The 18,434-nt window shown below is 68.6% G+C and carries 16 protein-coding genes and 1 rRNA gene; 13 read left to right on the top strand and 4 right to left on the bottom strand.

Going from position 1 to position 18,434, the window contains the following annotated elements:
- From AC1C2R_RS14445 to AC1C2R_RS14435, 3 genes are all read right to left on the bottom strand, one after another.
- Positions 1 to 59: ribosomal RNA gene (locus tag AC1C2R_RS14445) — 16S ribosomal RNA — on the bottom strand; the annotation flags it as partial.
- Between the two features lie 538 nt (positions 60 to 597).
- Entirely contained in the window at positions 598 to 1,428 is an 831-nt protein-coding gene (locus tag AC1C2R_RS14440; protein ID WP_495380353.1) for an aldo/keto reductase, read from the bottom strand.
- 55 nt (positions 1,429 to 1,483) lie between these two features.
- Positions 1,484 to 2,323 (bottom strand): DUF1684 domain-containing protein, encoded by an 840-nt coding sequence (locus AC1C2R_RS14435; protein ID WP_495380352.1) that lies wholly within the window; start codon positions 2,321 to 2,323, stop codon positions 1,484 to 1,486.
- A gap of 162 nt (positions 2,324 to 2,485) precedes the next feature.
- On the opposite strand from AC1C2R_RS14435, the gene hrpA reads away from it, so the two are divergent.
- From hrpA to AC1C2R_RS14390, 9 genes are all read left to right on the top strand, one after another.
- A complete protein-coding gene (hrpA, locus tag AC1C2R_RS14430) occupies positions 2,486 to 6,529 on the top strand; it encodes an ATP-dependent RNA helicase HrpA (RefSeq protein WP_495380351.1) in 4,044 nt (1,347 codons plus the stop codon).
- A gap of 99 nt (positions 6,530 to 6,628) precedes the next feature.
- Entirely contained in the window at positions 6,629 to 7,837 is a 1,209-nt protein-coding gene (locus AC1C2R_RS14425) for an MFS transporter (RefSeq protein ID WP_495353157.1), read from the top strand.
- Positions 7,838 to 7,860: 23 nt separating this feature from the next.
- A complete protein-coding gene (locus tag AC1C2R_RS14420) occupies positions 7,861 to 8,694 on the top strand; it encodes an aldo/keto reductase (RefSeq protein WP_495353156.1) in 834 nt (277 codons plus the stop codon).
- A 160-nt stretch (positions 8,695 to 8,854) separates the two neighbouring features.
- Complete coding sequence (locus AC1C2R_RS14415) at positions 8,855 to 9,817, top strand: DUF4349 domain-containing protein (protein WP_495380350.1); 963 nt, start codon at positions 8,855 to 8,857, stop codon at positions 9,815 to 9,817.
- Between the two features lie 9 nt (positions 9,818 to 9,826).
- Positions 9,827 to 11,005 (top strand): acyl-CoA dehydrogenase family protein, encoded by a 1,179-nt coding sequence (locus tag AC1C2R_RS14410; protein ID WP_495353154.1) that lies wholly within the window; start codon positions 9,827 to 9,829, stop codon positions 11,003 to 11,005.
- 75 nt (positions 11,006 to 11,080) lie between these two features.
- Positions 11,081 to 11,257 (top strand): hypothetical protein, encoded by a 177-nt coding sequence (locus AC1C2R_RS14405; RefSeq protein WP_495353153.1) that lies wholly within the window; start codon positions 11,081 to 11,083, stop codon positions 11,255 to 11,257.
- A gap of 33 nt (positions 11,258 to 11,290) precedes the next feature.
- Positions 11,291 to 12,145 (top strand): metal-dependent hydrolase, encoded by an 855-nt coding sequence (locus AC1C2R_RS14400; RefSeq protein WP_495380349.1) that lies wholly within the window; start codon positions 11,291 to 11,293, stop codon positions 12,143 to 12,145.
- Positions 12,146 to 12,189: 44 nt separating this feature from the next.
- Positions 12,190 to 12,684, top strand: coding sequence for a cation:proton antiporter regulatory subunit (locus AC1C2R_RS14395; RefSeq protein WP_495353151.1), 495 nt, complete (start codon positions 12,190 to 12,192; stop codon positions 12,682 to 12,684).
- Positions 12,685 to 12,694: 10 nt separating this feature from the next.
- A complete protein-coding gene (locus tag AC1C2R_RS14390) occupies positions 12,695 to 13,897 on the top strand; it encodes a cation:proton antiporter (protein WP_495353150.1) in 1,203 nt (400 codons plus the stop codon).
- An 88-nt stretch (positions 13,898 to 13,985) separates the two neighbouring features.
- On the opposite strand, the gene AC1C2R_RS14385 is transcribed toward AC1C2R_RS14390, so the two are convergent.
- Positions 13,986 to 15,116: an LLM class flavin-dependent oxidoreductase gene (locus AC1C2R_RS14385; protein WP_495353149.1), complete on the bottom strand. Its 1,131-nt coding sequence runs from the start codon at positions 15,114 to 15,116 to the stop codon at positions 13,986 to 13,988.
- A 176-nt stretch (positions 15,117 to 15,292) separates the two neighbouring features.
- Between AC1C2R_RS14385 and AC1C2R_RS14380 the strand changes: the two genes are divergently transcribed.
- From AC1C2R_RS14380 to AC1C2R_RS14365, 4 genes are all read left to right on the top strand, one after another.
- Positions 15,293 to 15,946, top strand: a complete 654-nt coding sequence (locus AC1C2R_RS14380) for an NADPH-dependent F420 reductase (protein WP_495353148.1) — start codon at positions 15,293 to 15,295, stop codon at positions 15,944 to 15,946.
- A 42-nt stretch (positions 15,947 to 15,988) separates the two neighbouring features.
- On the top strand, positions 15,989 to 17,434 hold the full coding sequence (locus AC1C2R_RS14375; RefSeq protein WP_495353147.1) for an MFS transporter: 1,446 nt from the start codon (positions 15,989 to 15,991) through the stop codon (positions 17,432 to 17,434).
- Between the two features lie 73 nt (positions 17,435 to 17,507).
- On the top strand, positions 17,508 to 17,831 hold the full coding sequence (locus tag AC1C2R_RS14370) for a PadR family transcriptional regulator (protein ID WP_495380348.1): 324 nt from the start codon (positions 17,508 to 17,510) through the stop codon (positions 17,829 to 17,831).
- A gap of 2 nt (positions 17,832 to 17,833) precedes the next feature.
- A complete protein-coding gene (locus AC1C2R_RS14365; protein ID WP_495380410.1) occupies positions 17,834 to 18,373 on the top strand; it encodes a PspC domain-containing protein in 540 nt (179 codons plus the stop codon).
- Positions 18,374 to 18,434 lie beyond the last annotated feature (61 nt).

The following is an 18,434-nucleotide window of genomic DNA, read 5'->3' as shown; positions in this document are numbered from 1 at the left end:
TGCATGTGTTAAGCACGCCGCCAGCGTTCGTCCTGAGCCAGGATCAAACTCTCCAAAAAAACTGGTTCCAACACCCGAAGGCATTGAGAGTTTCAATCACTGACAGAGAAACAACTGACTACTTAATAATCAAATTGTCCATCAATCAAAGGAATCCCACCCGGCCAAAGACCGGGACAGGGTTCAAAAATTGGCATTGAACATAGTGCACGCTGTTGAGTTCTCAAGGAACGGACGCACCCGAGTTTCGGCCTCGCGGCCTGCCCTCAGGGCAACCTATCCACCATACCACTTCAATCGCCGGACCCGATCACTCGGATTCACACGGCTGTCGCTCTCACAACAAGAACACGACTCGAGAGCCATGTTCGTTCTGAAGTGGGGGTTTCATCTTAGGCTTGAAATCACCGAGTCGCAATGCGACTTCGAGGCTATTTGGCTAAGAGTGTCGCCGTCTCGGCCGAGAAGCCCTGATCTCAGCCGCTTCCCGCACCGCCGTGGCGATAAGTAAGAATTTACGCGGATCCCCGCACCCCGGCAAATCCGCCGTGCATCCCGGGCGTGTCGCGCGGAAATGCGCGGATCCGCGGCATCCGCTCAGCTCACGTCGTCGGGATGCGAACTCACTCGGCCCTCACGCTCGAGTGCGGTGATCGCGTGCATCTCGGCGCCGCTCAGTTCGAAGTCGAAGACGTCGAAGTTCTCGGCCATGCGCTCGCGCCGGTTCGACTTCGGGAAGACGATGTGGCCGCGCTGGAGGTGCCATCGGATCACGACCTGGGCAGGACTCTTGCCGTGCGCGGCAGCCGCTTCGGCCACCTCAGGCAACTCGAACAGCGGGTACTTGCCCTGGCCGAGCGGCCCCCAGGCCTCAATCGCGATACCGTGCGCCTCTGCGAACGCCGTGGTCGCCGGCTGCTGGTGCGCGGGATGCAGTTCGATCTGGTCGACCGCGGGCACGACGTCGGTCTCGTCGAGCAGCCGTTCGAGGTGCGGGACCAAGAAGTTCGAGACGCCGATCGAACGCACCCGCCCGCTCGCGCGGAGCTGCTCGAACGTCTTCCACGTCTCGACATAGCGGTCGTTGGCCGGTGCCGGCCAGTGGATCAGGTAGAGGTCGAGATACTCGAGCCCCAGCCGCTCGAGGCTCGCGTCGAACGCGTCGAGGACCGACTGCGTGCCCTGATCGTCGTTCCACAGCTTCGTCGTGATGAAGAGCTCTTCACGAGGGATGCCGGAATCGGCGAGCGCGGCACCGACTCCGGCCTCGTTGCCGTAGATGCGCGCGGTGTCGATGTGGCGATAGCCGACCTCGAGCGCATCCGTCACGATGTGCTCGGTCTGCTTCGGGTCGACCTTGAAGACGCCGAAGCCGAGCTGCGGAATCGAGTGGCCGTCGTTGAGCTGGATGAGTGGCACAGAAGTCATCCTCCATCCCACCACGCCGCCTGCAGCATCCGACAGACCGTTCGCTGCCCGCGAATCAGGCCGCAGCGTGACCTTCGTCGTCAGCACCGGCACCAGCACCGGCGGAATCGAGCAGCGGATGCCTCGTGGCGAGCCGCTCCCCCGCCCGCAATGCGACCGGCCAGCGGTTGCCGGCGGGCGGCAACGGGCAGACGTACTCGTCGGAGAACGCACAGGGCGGCAGGTATGCGCGGTTGAAGTCGACGGCCACCCGGCCATCGGAGTCGGGCTCTGGCACTCGCAGGAAGCGGAACCGGTAGCTCTCGCTGCCGCTCGTCGCATCCGCGAGCACCGCCGAGAGGCCGTACGAATCACGCGCGACGGTGAGCGTCACGGCAACCCCGTCGATCTCGAGCGCGATCGTTCCCCCGAGCTCGTCGATCGACTCGTGCCCGTCGACCGAGGTGACATCGAGCGTGGAGCCGGCGCCGGCCGGCGTGAATCCGCCGATCACGACTCGGCCGCGCGAAGGCTCGTAGGCGTCGATGCCCTCAAGGGTTGTGCGGCTCGGGGCATCCGGATCGATGATGCGAAGGGCGAGCGAACCATCGCGCTCGAACACGCGCAGGCGGATGCCGTCGAGCTCGAGTTCTTCATCCGCCGCGAGCCGCACGACGTCGTCGGAGAGCGGCACCCGGTCGTGGCGCCCAACGCCGACGATGCCGGCCGGCAACGATTCACCGACGACCTCGGTGCCCTGCACCCGCCAGCGACCGGGCGCACCGGCGAACTCGGCGGAGTCTGTCGTGAGCCAGTGCGTGTGACGGAGAGCGGCCGTGCCATACGGCGCCGACACCGCCTGCCATCGACTCCGTCGCCACTCGTGCCACTCGTTCTCGAAGTCGCTCTCGCCCATGCGGAGACGGTATCCGCCCGGCGGGACCGATCGAAATCGTGTTCGCCAGGAGGCGAGCGCGAGCCATGTACCGAGCGTCGCGTGCCCGAGCCCACCGGCGCCGCGACATCCGTCGAGGGAGTTCGACCACGACCTCGCTCGCGCCGCATACGATGGAGGGCTGTGCTTGCCGCGATCACCTACCCCGCCGAGCTGCCCGTCTCCCGGCAGCGTGAGGAGATCGCGCGCGCCATCCGCGAGAACCAGGTCGTCATCGTCGCCGGCGCGACCGGCTCAGGCAAGACGACGCAGCTGCCGAAGATCTGCCTCGAGCTGGGCCGTGAATCGATCGGGCACACGCAGCCGAGGCGGCTCGCCGCGCGCACGATCGCCGAGCGCATCGCCGAGGAACTCGGCGAAGAGGTCGGCGGGCTCGTCGGCTACCAGGTGCGCTTCACCGACAAGGCGACGGCCTCGACTCGCATCAAGCTCATGACCGACGGCATCCTGCTGAACGAGATGCACCACGACCGGATGCTGCGTCGCTACGACACGATCATCATCGATGAAGCCCACGAGCGCAGCCTCAACATCGACTTCCTGCTCGGCTACCTCAAGCAGTTGCTGCCGAAGCGGCCCGATCTCAAGGTCATCGTCACGAGCGCGACGATCGACCCCGCGAGCTTCGCGAGGCACTTCGCGGATGCATCCGGCGAACCGGCCCCGATCATCGAGGTCTCGGGCCGCACCTATCCGGTCGAGATCCGGTACCGCTCGCTCGTCGCGGAGGAGTCCGCGAGCGACGACCCCGACGAGGTCGCGACGATCGGTTCCGGTTCGACGAACTCCAGCGGGCGGGCCGCGGCCGACGACAAGGACTACCTGCAGGGCATCATCGAGGCGCTCGACGAACTCGACCGGGAGTCGCGCGGCGACGTGCTCGTGTTCCTCTCGGGCGAGAACGAGATCCGCGACGCCGAAGAGGCGGTTCGCGGGCACTACGCCGGCGGCGGGGCATCCGTCACCGAAGTGCTGCCGCTCTACGGTCGCCTGTCATCGGCCGAGCAGCATCGCGTCTTCCAGCCCTCGACGGTCGCCGGGGTACGCCGTCGCGTCGTGCTCGCGACGAACGTCGCCGAGACGAGCCTCACCGTGCCCGGCATCAAGTACGTCATCGACGCAGGAACCGCCCGCATCAGCCGGTACTCGGTGCGCTCGAAGGTGCAGCGATTGCCGATCGAGGCGATCTCCCAGGCCTCGGCGAACCAGCGATCGGGCCGCTCGGGCCGCACGAGTGACGGCATCGCCATCCGCCTCTACTCCGAAGAGGACTTCGCACGGCGACCCGAGTTCACCGAGCCGGAGGTGCTGCGCACCAACCTCGCCGCCGTCATCCTGCAGATGATCTCGCTCGGCCTCGGCGACATCGAAGCCTTCCCCTTCCTGACCCCACCCGACTCACGCGGCGTGAAAGACGGCGTCGAGCTGCTGCGCGAGCTGGGCGCGGTCGACCCTTCGACAAACTCAGGGAGCGGATCTGCCGGGTCAGGGAGCGGATCGACCGCGTCGGGAGCCGGGCCACGGCTGACGAAGGTCGGTCGCGCACTCGCGAAACTGCCGATCGAGCCTCGTTTCGGGCGCATGGTCGTCGAGTCGAAGCAGCACGGCGTGAGCCGCGAGGTGCTCGCGATCGTCGCGGGGCTCACGATTCAGGATCCGCGCGAGCGGCCGCTCGAACGGCGTCAGCAGGCCGACGAGCGCCACGCCCGCTTCGTCGACCCGACGAGCGACTTCATCACGCTCCTGAACCTTTGGAACCACCTCGAGACGCAGCAGCGCGAGCTCGGCTCGAGCGCGTTCCGGCGCATGTGCAAGAACGACTTCCTGAACTACCTGCGCGTGCGCGAGTGGAACGACGTCTATCGGCAGCTGCGGCAGATGGGGAAGCCCCTCGGGCTCACGATCGACGACAAGACTCCCGGTGGCAAGGCGGCGCCCGACGCGGATCTCATCCACAAATCGCTGCTCGCCGGCCTCCTCAGCCACATCGGGTTGAAGGATGCCGCGGCGAGCACGCAGCAGTCGGGGGCGCGAGGCCCCGCGGCATCCGGCGGGCGCAAACCCAAGGGCGAGTACCTCGGCGCCCGGCAGTCTCGGTTCCTGATCTTCCCGGGTTCGGCGCTCGCGAAGAAGCAGCCCGACGCCATCATGAGTGCCGAACTCGTCGAGACGAGCCGTCTCTTCGCTCGGATGAACGCGGCGATCGACCCCGCGTGGGCCGAACCGCTCGCGGGTTCGCTCGTCAAGCGCAGTCACAGCGAGCCGCACTGGGAGAAGCGGCAGGGATCCGCGGTCGCCTACGAGAAGGTCACGCTCTACGGAGTGCCGATCGTGGCGCGCCGGCGCATCCAGCTCGCACGCATCGACCAGGCGTACGCCCGCGAGCTCTTCATCCGGCACGCACTCGTCGACGGCGACTGGCCGAACGACATCCGCCGCGACCGGCTCTTCGACTTCGATCGGCAGAATCGCAAGCTCCGCGCCGAGCTCGAAGCGCTCGAGGAGCGCAGCCGCCGGCGCGACATCCTCTTCGACGACGAAGCCGTCTTCGAGTTCTACGACTCGCGCATCCCGGCCGACGTCACCTCGACCCGGCTCTTCGAGACGTGGTGGCGCGCGACGAAGCAGGAGTCGCCCGAGCTGCTGACGATGACGGCCGAGACGCTCGCTCCCGATGACGCGCCGACGATCGACGAAGCTGCGTTCCCGCCGACCTGGCGGCAAGACGACCAGACGCTGACGCTGCGCTACCGCTTCGAGCCCGGGGCATCCGACGACGGCGTGACCGTGCAGGTGCCACTCGTGCTGCTCGCCCGGCTGCGGCCGGAGGGCTTCGACCGGCAAGTGCCGGGGCTCCGCACCGAACTCGTCACCGCGATGATCAAGGCGCTGCCGAAGATGATCCGCCGAAACGTCGTGCCCGCCGCCGACTGGGCCACGAAGATCGTCGCCGAGTTGGGTGAGACGGATGCCCCGGCGGGCATGTCGTTCGCCGACGAGGTCGCCGCCGTCATCAAACGCCTCACCCACACGCCGGTGACCGCCGCCGACTTCGCGATGGACCGCATCCCGCCCCACCTCCTGATGTCGTTCCGCGTCGTCGACGGCCGGGGCAAGCAGCTCGCCGTGGGCAAGGACCTGCGGGCGTTGCAGGCCCAGCTCGCAGAGAACGCACGAGATGCCATCGCCGACACGTTCGCGAACCCCGCCCGCGGAGAACGCGGGCCCCGCGGGCCGAAGCCGGTCGACGGCCGGGCGACGCCCGACACGATCGCGGCAGCCGGTGAGGCACCGGGCGCCGGCATCGAGCGCAACGGCCTCACGAGCTGGGACTTCGCCGAGCTGCCCCGGTTCGTCGACACGACCGTCGGCGGCAATCGGGTGCGCGCCTACCCCTCGCTCATCGACGACGGCACGACCGTGAGCATCAGGCTGCTCGCAACCCCCGAGGAGCAGGCCCGGGCGATGCCCGGCGGCATCCGTCGCCTGCTCATGCTCGCGACGCCGTCGCCGGTCAACTACGTGCAGCAGCACCTCACGGGCAACGAGAAGCTCATCCTCGCCACGAGCCCGTACCCGAGCACGGCCGCCCTGTTCGCCGACTGTCTCGTCGCCTGCGTCAACGACGTGCTCTACCGCGTCAAGGACGACGGCATGCTCTTCACGAAAGTGGAATTCGAGACCGTGCGCGACCGCGTCTCGGGCGTGGTCATGGACACGATGTTCGAGACCGTCGGACTCGTGGCCGGTACCCTCGGCGCCCTCCGCACCGCAGAGAAGGCGGTGAAGTCGGCGACCAGCCTGGCACTGCTGCCCGCCCTCAGTGACGCGAAGGAGCAGCTCGCCGGGCTCGTGTTCCCCGGCTTCGTCTCGCGAACCGGACTCGAACGGCTGCGACACGTGCCGCGCTACCTCGAGGGCGTCACGATGCGGGTCGGCAAGCTCGTCGACAACCCGGGGCGCGACCGGGTATGGATGAACGAGGTGCAGACGGCTCTTGCTCGGTTCACTGACGCGGGCGGCACGATCCCGCTCGCCCCTGACGCCTCGACGAACCTCGTTCGCGCGCGCTGGCTGATCGAGGAGCTGCGCATCAGCCTCTTCGCTCAAGAACTGCGCGCCGCCGAGAGCGTCTCGCTGCAACGCATCACGAAGCTGCTCGCCTGAGCGGCGTCGGGCGGTAGTTCGCACGCTCGGAGCGCTGGTCGTGATCCGCGTGCGAGGTGCGCGCCTCCGCGGCATCCGCCTCGATAGAGTGATCGCACCGTGGGAAGCTACTCCGATCTACTGAAAACCTCGGGCGTCGCTCGCATCATCGCCGCCCAGCTGACGGCACGGTTCCCGTCGGGAATGCTCTCGCTCGCGTTCCTGCTGCACGTCGAACAGCAGACGGGTTCGTACGGTTACGCCGGACTCGTGCTCGCGGCCACCTCGATCGGCCAGGCGATCGCCGGTCCGATGACGAGCCGGCTCATGGGACGACTCGGCATGCGACCCGTGCTCATCACGACCCTCATCGTCTGCGTCGCGGCCGTCGTCGCGATCGGCGTGCTGCCGCTCACGGTGCCCCTCTACATGGCGGTCGGCTTCGTCGCCGGCATCGCGACACCGCCGGTGCAGCCGGCCGTGCGCACGATCTACCCGAAGATGGTGAACTCCCGTCAGCTCACCCCGTTGTTCTCACTCGACGCGTCGGCACAAGAGATCATCTGGGTCGTCGGACCCGTCGTCACGACCTTCGTCGCGACGCAGGTCGGCACGGTATGGGCGATCCTCCTCGCCGCCGTGCTCATGGTGATCGGCGGCATCTGGTTCATCTCCTCTCCCGAGCTCGGGCGCGTCCGCATCCCGCGTTCGAAGCGGCGATTCGGCGTCGTGCTCGGCAGGCCGCCGGTGCTCCTCGCGACGATCGTCGGCTTCCTCCTGATCGGAGCGACCGCGGCGATCGAGGCCGGCGTCGTCGCCGTGTTCGGCCACGGCGGCGCCGAGGCCGGCATCGTGCTCGCGATCTTCTCGCTGGGTTCGCTCGCGGGCGGCCTCTTTCTCGGGCACGTGCCGATCGGCCCCTGGTCGACCGCGCGCCGCATGTTCATCGTGTTCGCGGGCACGGCGCTCGCTGCCGGGCTCATGGACTTCTGGTGGCTCTCCGCCACCCTCTTCATCGCGGGCCTCGGCATCGCGCCGGCGCTCGCCGTGCTCTTCGCGATCGTCTCGGCGAGCGTGAAGTTCTCCGACACCGCCGAAGCGTACGGTTGGGTCGGCACCGGGCAGCTCATCGGCGCCGCCCTCGGCTCGGCCCTCGCCGGATTCCTCATCGACGGCTACGGGGCGCAGGGCGCATTCTGGGCAGCCGCGGCGCTCGCGCTGCTCGGGTTCATCGTGCCGGTACTCGGTCGGCGATGGCACCCCGACCTCAGGGGCCGCGATGCGAGCCCGATCCCCGATACCGAGCCCGTTCCACTGCAACCGAGCTAGACCAATTCAGAGAGGCGCTCCGGATGCCGCAACCACTCCCTCCCGCACCGCGCGTGCCGCTCGCCGACGGTGCGAGCATCCCGCAGCTCGGCTATGGCCTGTACAAGGTGCCGCCGACGGATGCCGCACGCCTCTGCCTCGACGCGATCGACGCAGGCTATCGGCATCTCGACACGGCTGCCTTCTACGGCAACGAGCGTGAGGTCGGCGAGGCGGTGCGCGCATCGGGCCTGCCTCGCGAGGAGCTCTTCGTCACGACGAAGGTGTGGAAAGACGACAACGGTTACGAACTCGCGCTGCACGCCTTCGACCTGTCGATGCGCGCTCTCGCGCTCGAGCAGCTCGATCTCCTCCTCATCCACTGGCCAGTGCCGTCGACCGACCGCTACGTCGAGACGTGGCGCGCGCTCATCCGGTTGCGCGACGAGGGACGGGTCCGCTCGATCGGCGTCTCCAACTTCCACGCGCACCACATCGAGCGGCTCGTCGCGGAGACCGGTGAGGCGCCCGTCGTCAATCAAATCGAACTGCACCCGTGGCTGCCGCAGACGGCGCTGCGAGAGTTCGATGCTGCGCACGGCATCCGCACCGAGGCATGGTCACCGCTCGCGCGCGGCCGGGTGCTCGGCACTCCCCTGCTCGACGACCTCGCGGCCAAGCACGGTCGCACGCCCGCGCAGATCGTGCTGCGCTGGCACGTGCAGCTCGGCAACCTCGTGATCCCGAAGGCGTCCTCGCCCGAGCGCATCCGCGAGAACCTCGACGTCTTCGGCTTCGAACTCGACGCCGACGACTTCGCCGCGATCGCCGCGCTGGAGACGGGCGAACGCACCGGGCGCGACCCCGACGACGACTGACGGCAGCGCTGAACGACGGCTGGAATCGATGTGTTGAACGGGCGAACCACGCCGAACGTTGGGGCCCCTCCTCGATTCACAGTGAAGCGCAATCCGATCGTGACCCGACTCCCAGCGGGGTTCCAGACATCGGGTTCCGGCCGCGGAATACAGTGAGCGCATGAGACGACGACTCGCACCAGCGGCGGCCGCGGCCGCGCTCACCGCCCTCCTTCTCGCCGGCTGCTCGGCCGGCGGCGCCAGCTCGTCGTTCGAACTCGGCGTGGCCCCCGGCGAGATGATGCCCGCACCCGATGCGCCGCAGAGCGCCGAGGGCGACGCCGCTGCCGGCGGCACCGAGTTCACCGCCGAGGCCGAGCGCAGCGTCATCACGACCGGATCGATCTCGGTCACCGTCGACGACCCGATCGCGACGGCCGAAGACGCCGCCGACATCGCCGAGCAGGCCGGCGGACGGGTCGACAACCGCCGCGAGACGCCCGCCACCGACACCCGGCTGCCGAGCGCGTCGCTCACGATGCGGGTGCCCTCCGACGAGCTCGACGGGGTGGTCGCGAAACTCCGCGAGCTCGGCACCGTGAACTCCGTGTCGATGAACGCCTCGGATGTCACGCAGCAGCACCAAGACCTCGATGCTCGCGTCGAGGCGCTCACCGCATCCGTCGCCCGGCTGCGCGAGCTTCTCGGCACCGCCACCTCGATCGCCGACCTCATCGCGATCGAGTCCGAACTCACGACCCGGCAAGCCGAGCTCGACAGCCTCACCCAGCAACGCGACTGGCTCGTCGACCAGGTCGACTACTCGACGATCACTCTCGAGCTCATCACGGAGGACGTGGCTCCCGATGCGGCGCCCGGCGATTTCTGGAGCGGCCTCGTCGCGGGGTGGGGCGCACTCGTCGCGTTCGCATCGTGGCTCGGTGTCGCGTTCGGCGTGCTCCTGCCCTGGCTCCTCACGGGGCTCGTCATCGCCGCGATCGTCGTCGCGATCGTCGTGGCCTCGACGCGCGGCCGGCGCAACGGGCGAGCGGATGCCGCGGCATCCGTCGACCCTGAAGCGGTCGTCGACGGGTCCGCCGTCTCGGCCACGCCGCCCCGGTCGGGCACCACGCCCGAGGCGTAGTCTGGCGGCGTGAGCACCACGCCGGAGACCCCGAGACCCGAGACCCTGCTGCACGACGATCTGATCGAACGCATCCGCGAACGGGCGGCCGGCTACGACCGGGCGAACGCGTTCTTCGACGAGGATCTCGCCGAACTCCAAGAGGCGGGCTATCTGACGGCGCTCGTTCCGGTCGAGCTCGGCGGGCTCGGCTGGAGCCTCGCCGACGCCGTTCGCGGGCAGATGCGGCTCGCGGGCGCGGCGCCGGCGACCGCGCTCGCCGTGAACATGCACCTCGTGTGGACGGGCGTTGCGAAAGTGCTCCGCGACCGCGGTGACGACTCTCTCGAGTTCGTGCTCCGCGAGGCGGGCGCGGGCGAGATCTTCGGTTTCGGCATCAGCGAGGCCGGCAACGACCTCATGCTCTTCGGATCGCGCACCGACGCCGAACCGCAGGAGGGCGGCGGCTACCGGTACACCGGTCGCAAGATCTTCACCTCGCTCTCACCGGCGTGGACCAGGCTCGGCACGATGGGCCTCGACACGGCCTCGGCCGACGCGCCGAAGATCGTCTACGGCTTCATCGACCGCGAAGATCCCGACGTGCGCATCCTCGACGACTGGGACACCATGGGCATGCGGGCGAGCCAGAGTCGCACCACCGTGCTCGACGGCGCGTTCGCTGCGGCCGACCGCATCGTGCGCCGGCTCGACCCGGGGCCGAACGCCGATCCGCTGATCTTCGGCATCTTCGCGAACTTCGAACTGCTGCTCGCCTCGGTCTACGCCGGCATCGGCGACCGCGCCCTGCAACTCGCCGTCGCGGCGGCGCACCGGCGTACGTCCCTGAAGAACGACGGCAAGCCGCTCTCGCAAGATCCAGACATCCGCTGGCGCATCGCCGATGCCGCACTCGCTCAAGAGGCCATCGAGCCGCAACTCCTCGCCATCGCACGCGATCTCGACGAACTCGTCGACCACGGCGGTTTGTGGTTCGCGAAACTCGTCGGCGTCAAGGTGCGCGCAACCGAGACCGCCAAGCACGTCGTCGACCAGGCCGTGCGCGTCTCAGGAGGCTCGACGTACTTCGCAGGCTCGGAACTCGGCCGCCTCTACCGCGACGTACTCGCGGGCATCTTCCACCCCTCCGACGACGAATCGGCCCACTCGACCGTCGCGAACGCATGGCTCGGTCCGCTCGAGTCGTGACCCTTCGGCGCGTGGTGTTCGAACGTTAGACTTGGCCGGGCGGCGCGGACCGCCACCGGAATTCAGGAGGTCGCTGTGAACGTCGTCGCCTTTGTCATCTCGATGGGACTCTTCATCTTCGGCCTCTGGCTCATGGGCACGGCGCCCGTGCTGACCGAATTCCAGGCACCGCTGTTCTTCGGCGGCATTCTGAGCGTGTCGATCGCGATCGGCATCCCCTTCCACGTGCTCGGTCGCAGCGACGGCGTCTGAGCCTCGATGGCACTGCCTGCGCGCGATACCCGCGTGACCTATGCCGACGGCGCCCTCGAGGCCGAGTCGGTGGTGCTGCACGTCGAGGCCGCCGGTGACCGGCTCTTCGCCGTCATCGCCGAGACGACGAGCTTCCATCCCGTCGACGCGGCCTGGCCCGACCAGCCGGCCGACACGGGTTCGATACTCGCGCGCGGCACCGAGTACCCGATCGTCGACGCCGTTCTCGCCGCGACCGACGGTAGCGCCCTCTTCCTCGGCGCCGACATCCCCGTGCGCAAGGGCGCTGAGGGCTGGGCGTTCCTCGTCGCGCACCTCGTTCGCGGCGAAGCCGCGATCAACGAGGGCGATGCGGTGACGGTGCGAGCGGATGCCTCGACGCGACGCGCGCTCTCGATCGGACACACTGCCTGCCACGCGGCCTCGCTCGCGTTGAACCGCGCGCTCGCCGGGCACTGGTCGAAGCCCGCCCGCGAGGACGCGCTCGGCAATCCCGACTTCGACGGCATCGCGATCACCTCGAGCCGCATCCTGCAGGGCGGCTCCGTCGACGTCTATCGGCTGAATAAGTCGCTGCGCCGCGCCGGGTTCGACACCGGGGCGCTCGCGGCCGACGGGCTCGGCGAGCTCGCGGCATCCGTCACCGCCGCCATCGCCGACTGGGCCGGCGCCGGCGTCGCGGTGCGCGTCGAACGCGAGGGCGACGGCCTCACCGACCGCCGGTTCTGGGTGGCCGCCCTTCCCGGCGGCGACGCCCGCATTCCGTGCGGCGGCACGCACGCGGGCTCGCTCGCGGAGCTGGGTACTGTGACGGTCGAGTTCGAGGTCGGCGACGACGCCGGCACGCCCGTACTGACCATGCGCACGCAGGCCAAGTCGCACGGCTGAGCGCGGTGGGCCGCGACGCGCCCGCGCGGGGTTACGATTGCCACGTGGGTATTCGCATAGAGAAGGTCGACCTGCCCGGAATCGGCATTCGTCACGACCTCGTCACCGAAAGCGGTCGACGCATCAGCGTAGTTTCACACCGGGATGGTGAGCGCGACCTCGGCCTCTTCGATGAAGACGACCCCGACGCTTGCCGTGACTCAATTCCGCTGAACGACGACGAGGCTGCAGCCCTCGCCGACGTGCTCGGCGCCTCGGTCATGCTCAGCCGACTCACGAGCCTCAGCGATGAGACGGCCGGCCTCTACACCGAGCAGATCGCATTGCCGACCGACTCGCCGTACCTCAATCGCACGCTCGGGGCGACGAAGGCGCGCACCCGCACCCATGCCTCGATCGTCGCCATCGTTCGCGACGGCACGATCATCCCCTCACCCACGCCGGCAGAGACGCTGCGCGCGGGCGACGTCATCGTCGTCGTCGGAACACGTGAAGGACTCGACGGGGTAGCCCGGCTGCTCGCCAACGGCCCCGACTGAGGCCGCGCGTATGCACGAGACCACGCTGCTCCTCATCGAAGTCGGCGCGCTGCTTCTCGGCATGAGCCTGCTCGGACGCCTCGCGAACGCGCTCGGAATCTCGCCGATCCCGTTCTATCTGGTCGTCGGTCTCGCCCTTGGCGAGGGCGGACTGATTCCACTCGACGCGAGCTCCGAATTCTTCGAGGCCGGCGCCGAGATCGGCGTCATACTCCTGCTCGCACTGCTCGGTCTCGAGTACACCGCTTCCGAACTCTTCGGGAGCCTGAGGTCGGCGCGCACCGCCGGTCTGCTCGATGCGGCGCTGAATGCCACACCGGGTGCCATACTCGCGCTGCTGCTCGGGTGGGGGCCGATCGCCGCCGTCGCCCTGGCGGGCGTGACCTGGGTGTCGTCATCCGGGGTCATCGCGAAGCTCCTCCGCGACCTCGGTCGGCTCTCGAACCGCGAGACGCCCGCGATCCTCGCGGTGCTCGTCATCGAGGACCTCGCGATGGCGTTCTACCTGCCGGTGCTCTCGGCGCTGGTCGTCGGCGTGAGCCTCTTGCAGGGATCCATCGCGGTAGCGATCGCCGTCGGAGTCGTCGCCCTGCTCCTCTACATCGCGCTGCGCCACGGCCACATCGTGTCGCGCCTCTTCCCGGCCGACCAGCACGAGCCGTTGCTGCTCGGTGTGCTGGGGCTCACGATGCTCGTGGCCGGCATCGCCGCAGAGGTCAGCGTGTCCGCCGCGGTCGGCGCGTTCCTCGTCGGCATCGCACTCTCGGGCCGGGTCGCGGCCAACGCGAGCCAGGTGCTCACTCCACTCCGCGATCTGTTCGCCGCCATCTTCTTCGTCTTCTTCGGTCTCACGACCGATGCGTCCGCGCTCTTGTCGATGCTTCCTGCGGCATTGGCCCTCGCGCTCGTGACGGTGCTCACGAAGCTCATCACCGGCGCGTTCGCAGCCCGCCGCGCCGGGGTCGGTACGCTCGGCCAATGGCGCGCCGGGCTCACCCTCGCGCCCCGGGGCGAGTTCTCGATCGTCATCGCCGGCCTCGCGGTCGGCGCTGGCGTGGCGCCCGAACTCGCGCCGCTCGCCGCGGCCTACGTGCTCATCACGATCATCGCGGGCACGTTCCTCTCGAGGCTGCCCGACGCCAAGTGGTTCCGCGCGGCCGTGCGCAAGCGACGCCCATCACCGGTGTCGAGCCCGACGCCGCCTGCGGCGTGAGTTCCGAAGCGGGTAGCCGGTCGAGCCTGTCGAGACCTCGAGGGGCCGCCGTGCCGTTCGACAGGGTCGATCTGCAGCGCCCGCGGGTTCAGTCGAGCGGCCGGTCGGCGGATGCCGCTGCATCCGCTCGATCGGCGGCGCCGAGGTCTGCGACCGCCGCGAGTTCGGAATCGGATGCATCGGCCGCGGCGAGGAGTTCGCGCACGCGCGGAACCACCTCGGTGGCGTACAACTCGATGCTGTGCATCATCGCCTCGTGCCCCAGCCCTCCGTTGGAGTACTTGAGGTCGAAGCGGGTCGCACCGATCGCGCGCATCGCTCCGGCGATCTTGGTGGCGACCTTCTCGGGCGAGCCCGCATACAGGGCACCGTTCGGGCCGGCCTCGTCTTCGAAGTGCTCACGGCTCACCGGGCCCCAGCCGCGTTCGCGGCCGATGCGATCGATGATGATCTTGTAGTGCGGCCAGAGCGTGTCGAGCGCCTCGTCATCGCGGTCGGCGATGAAACCGGGCGAGTGGATCGCGATCGGCTGCAGCGGATTGCCGAACTGCTGGAGCGCGCGGCGGTAGAGGTCGGCGAGTGGCGCGAACCGGGCCGGGCTGCCGCCGATGATCGCGAGCACGAGCGGCAGGCCGTAGCGTGCAGCGCGGACGACCGATTCGGGGCTGCCGCCGACGCCGACCCAGGTCTTCAGCCGGCCGTGCTCGACGGGTGGGAACACGAGTTGGTCGGTGAGGGGCGCGCGGAGCTCGCCGGTCCACGTGACGGGCTCCTGCGGGAGCAGCGCGGCGAAGAGGTCGAGCTTCTCGTCGAAGAGCTCCTGGTACTGGTTCAGCTCGAAACCGAAAAGCGGGAACGACTCGATGAACGAGCCGCGGCCGAGGATGACCTCCGCCCGCCCGCCCGAGATGCCGTCGAGGGTCGCGAAACGCTGGAAGACCCGCACGGGGTCGTCGGAGCTCAGCACGGTGACGGCGGAGCCGAGGTGGATGCGCTCGGTGCGCCCCGCGATCGCGCCGAGCACGACCTCGGGCGCCGAGACGGCGAACTCCTCGCGGTGGTGCTCGCCGAGACCGAAGAAATCGAGGCCCAGACGGTCGGCGAGCACCGCCTCCTCGACGACGTTGCGCAGCACCTGCGCGTGCGACAACGGGGCGCCATCAGGCCCGATCGTGACGTCGCCGAAGGTGTCGAGACCGAATTCGTAGCGCTCAGGCATCCTGTTCCCTTCCGTGGTTCCATGCGTCCGCATGCACATGGCGGAACCCCCGTGAGGTCGAGACTATTCCCCGGATGCCTCGCGGTCACGAACCCGGGAATTCTCGCACCAGGCGACACGTTCACTTCCATGACGACGCATCGATCCGATGCGCCGATGGATGGGAGAATCGAAGCGTGACGGATCGGCCGATCATCGGAATCTACGGCGCGGGCAAGGTGGGCACCGCCCTCGCTCGCCTGCTCGTGGCATCCGGTCATCGCGTACTCATCGCCGGATCCCCGCGCCAGACCGCCCTCGACCTGCTGGTCGAGGTCGTCGCTCCGGGCGCAGAGGTCACCACACCCGAGACGCTGGCCCGCACCGCCGACGTCATCATCGTGGCCGTGCCGTTCGGCAAAGCGGGTACGGTGCCGTGGCCCGAGTTCGACGGACGCATCGTGATCGACGCCATGAACTACTGGCCCCCGGTCGACGGCAACATCGCCGAGATCGACGACGACCCGCGCACGACGAGCGAGATCAACGCCGCCCGCAACCCGCGCGCCCGTGTCGTGAAATCCTTGAACCACCTCGGCTACCACGAGATGGAAGACGACACCATGGAAGCCGGCTCCCCGCTCCGACGGGCACTCGCGGTCGTCGGCGACGACCTCGAAGCGCGCGCCGTCGTCGCCGCGATCATCGACGATCTCGGGTTCGACCCCGTCGACGGCGGAGACCTCACCCACGGCATCGCCCTCGAGCCCGGCCACCCGGCCTTCGGCCGCGAGCTCTCCGCCGGCGAGCTCGCCGCGCTCCTGACGCCCGCCGCGCATCTCGCCGCTTGAGGCACCGGTAGGGTGTGTTGCACCTCACCCGAAGGAGCCTCGATGTCGCGCGCTGTCAGACTCGGACCCGTCGCCGCGATCGTCGGATTCCTCGCCTTCGTCGAATTCACGAGCGGCATCCTGCAGGGCTTCTACACTCCGCTGCTGACCGACATCGCGCGGCACCTCGGCATCCACGACGCCGACGTGAACTGGCTCGAGGGCACGCAGCTCATGCTGTCGGCGCTCGTCGTGCCTGCGTTCGCAAAACTCGGCGACATGGTCGGGCACAAGCGCATGCTCGTCTGGTCGACGGCGGTCACGGCCATCGCCTCGATCGCGCTCGCGTTCACCGACCAGTTCTGGGTGTTCCTCGCCGCGTGGGCGCTGCAGGGCTTCTACGTCGTGTGGCTGCCGCTGGAGATCGCCCTCATCTGGTCTCGGAGTCGTTCGGCCGACCGTCCGGCGGCGATGACCCGCAAGGCCGCGGGCCTCCTGGTCGCGGCGCTCGAGCTCGGGGCCATCGCGGGCGCACTCTCCGCGGGCGCACTCGCCGAGGCCCTGCCCATGCAGCTGCTCCTGCTCGTGCCCGCGATCGCCGTGGTCGCGTGCTTCTTCGTCGTGCTCTTCGGGGTGAAGGAATCGCCCGATCTCACAGGCGGAACGCTCGACACGGGCGGTCTCATCCTCATCTCGCTCGCACTGCTCTCGCTCACGGGCGGTCTCAGCTTCATGCGCCTGAACGGGCCGGCCGACCTCCTCTCGTGGGCGCTCGTCGCGCTCGGCGCCCTGCTCGTCATCCCCTTCGCCCGCTATGAGCTGAAGCACCCCGATCCGCTCATCGACGTGCGCCTGTTCCGCCAACCGACACTCTGGCCGGTCTTCCTCACCGCCGGCCTCTTCGGGGTGAGCGTGCTCGGCGCCCAAGCGCCGCTGTCGACCTTCGCGCGAACGGATGCCTCGGTGTACGGCTTCGGTCTGAGCGCGACGACCGGGCAGACCTCCATCCTCGTCGGCGCCTATGTGCTCTCACTCGTCGTCGGCGCGATGCTCTTCCCGCTCGCGACGCGCTGGGTCACGCCGCGTGTCGCGCTCATCGGCGCCAGTTCGCTCGTCGCGGTCGGGTATCTCCTGTTCCTGCCCTTCCACGACGGCTACGTGCAGGTACTCGCGAACATGGTCATCGCGGGCATCGGCTCGGGCGCGCTCGTCGCCGCGCTTCCGGCCGCCGCAGCGGCTGCGGCACCCTCGCACCAGACCGGCGTCGCGACCGGCCTCACCAACTCGGTGAAGACCGTCGGCGGGGCGATCGCCTCCTGCGTGTTCGGCATCGCACTGCTCGGAGCAGCCGGGGAGGCAGCCACCGGCACGGCCGGCGCGTTCAGCGGCTACGTCACCGTGTGGCTCGTCTGCGGGCTCACGGCGGCCGTCGCAGCCGTGCTCCTCGCATTCGTGCCGAAACTCGCGTTCTCAGACAGCCCTGTCGCCGAGGCATCCGCCGTGCGCTGATTTCCGAAGATGCGGACTTGGTCGCTTCTGACCTGATCCTTGTTTCACTACCTTGCTGTGCTACAGTAGCAGCATGGAAGACGATAGCAAGCTCGCGGCGCTCCGCCGCGGCATGCTCGAACCCCTCGTGCTCGCATCGATCGAAAGTCGGCGCCGCTACGCGGCCGAGATCGTCGCCGCCCTGCGAGAGGCGAAGTTCCCCGTTCAGGAAGGAACCCTCTACCCGCTTCTGAACAGGCTGCGGCGCGACGGGCTCGTGGGGCACGAATGGGAGGAGTCGCCATCCGGGCCACCCAGGAAGTACTTCTCCCTCACCGAAACGGGACGAGCGCAACTCACCGAGTTCCGTGACTACTGGCGGACGCTCACTGCAACTCTCGAAACGATTGGACGTTGACGGTGGAACAGACTCGATACATCAGATTGAGCGGACATGCGGAAGCGATCCCTCTGACGGCCGCCGCACACGAGCGTCTCCTTCGATATCTCGAGGACGCCCGCCTGGCGCTGACGTCGGACCCCGACGCGGACGAGACCATCCGCGATCTGGAGGCCTCGCTCGGCGAGCAGATGCGCCACGGCGTCGACGCGTCCAGAGACCCGATCGACGATACGCGCATGAGTGAGCTGCTGACTGACACCGGCACGGTCCGCACCCCAGACGACCGGACTGGGTCCTTTCGAGCGCAAGTACGAGGTCCGTTCTGGTGCCGCATCGACCAGGGAAAGTGGTTCGGCGGCCTCTGCCTCGGCATCGCAGCCCGAGGCGAGTTCCGCGTCGACTGGGTGCGCACCATAACCATTCTCCTCGCACTGGTCACCGGCGGCCTCATCGGCATCGTCTACCTTGCGCTGCTCCTCTTCATTCCCCGCGTCGACACGCTCGAGGAATATCGGAACCTCCGCGGTGCCCCGAAAGCGCAAGCAGCTCGGACATAGCCCATCAGCTCTCGGGGCGTGGCACGAGATCGGCAAGCTCCGCCTCATCACCGACGATAGG

This window comes from Agromyces sp. Y182 (genome assembly GCF_059445385.1).
Note: the sequence above shows the minus strand (reverse complement) of the source record. Positions and strands in the feature narration are given on the sequence as shown.